Raw genomic sequence first — 1,134 nt, forward strand, 5'->3', positions numbered from 1 at the left:
GGTTTTTGCAATCAACAGAATCGCCTTAATATACTCTGTTTTTGGAGAGAAAGAGCGAGCGCTAGAAAAATTAAACGAGGCACTACAGCTGGTGCGTACTTTAGAATATAAACCTGAAGAGGCCGAAACTCTTAACAACATCGGTCTAGTTTACTATGACTGGAGCAATGCACAACAAGCTCTGAAGTACTACAAACAAGCTCTGTCGCTGTGGCGTGACCTGAAAGATCAACAACGTGGAGAAGCAACTACGCTCAACAATATCGGCTTAGCCTACTCTAATTTGGGAAAGAAACAACAAGCTCTGGAACACTACCAGCAAGCACTGCCCCTTACTCGTGCCGTGGAAGACAAGCGTGGAGAGGCTTACACACTCAATAACATCGGCGCAATATACTCTGACCGAGGAGAGAAACAGCAAGCACTAGACTACTACGAGAGAGTACTTTCGCTTATGCGTGATACGGGAGACAGACGTGGAGAGGCTGTCTCTCTTAATAACATTGGCTATATTTACTCTGATTTGGAAAATAAGCAACAAGCGTTGGAAAAATTCAATGAAGCATTAGAGATAATACGCGATTTAGGAGATCCAGCTAATGAAGCAAGCACGCTCAACAACATTGGCTCAATTTACGCTGACTGGAGAGAAAAACAGAAAGCACTGGAACACTTCAACAAAGCACTCGAGCTAAGGCGTGCGGCGAAAGATCCAGCAGGGGAAGCCCTTAGCCTCGGCAACATAGGAACTGTCTATATTCTCTTTGGAGAAAGACAGCTAGGACTTGTAAAGTTGGAAGAAGCACTAAAGCTAGCACGTGCCGTGAGGGATCCGAGCCTAGTAGCTCAAGCTCTCAACAATATCGCCGGAATCTACAATGACTGGGGAGAAAAAGAGCAGGCACTAAACTACTATAATCAAGCACTACAGTTAAGGCTTGATCTCGAAGACAAAAGTGGAGCAGCTAGTACTTTGACTAGTATCGGTGCCCTCTACAACGACTAGGGAAAAAAACAGCAGGCACTGGACAAATTCAACGAAGCACTGTCGCTATGGGATAAAGTAGGAGACAAAGTTGGGAAAGCGACTACACTCAATAACATGGGCTTTGCCTACTCTGAGTTAGGAGACAA

At 45.0% G+C, this 1,134-nt stretch carries 1 protein-coding gene; it reads left to right on the top strand.

What is annotated here, in order from left to right; translation table 11 throughout:
- Window positions 1-19: 19 nt before the first annotated feature.
- Window positions 20-1,006 carry a tetratricopeptide repeat protein gene (locus tag F6K53_RS44435; protein ID WP_293087320.1) on the top strand — a complete coding sequence of 329 codons (987 nt, stop codon included), beginning with the start codon at window positions 20-22 and terminating at the stop codon, window positions 1,004-1,006.
- Window positions 1,007-1,134: the final 128 nt, after the last annotated feature.

Origin of the sequence: Moorena sp. SIO4A1 (assembly GCF_010672065.1) — a bacterium.
Taxonomy (GTDB): domain Bacteria; phylum Cyanobacteriota; class Cyanobacteriia; order Cyanobacteriales; family Coleofasciculaceae; genus Moorena.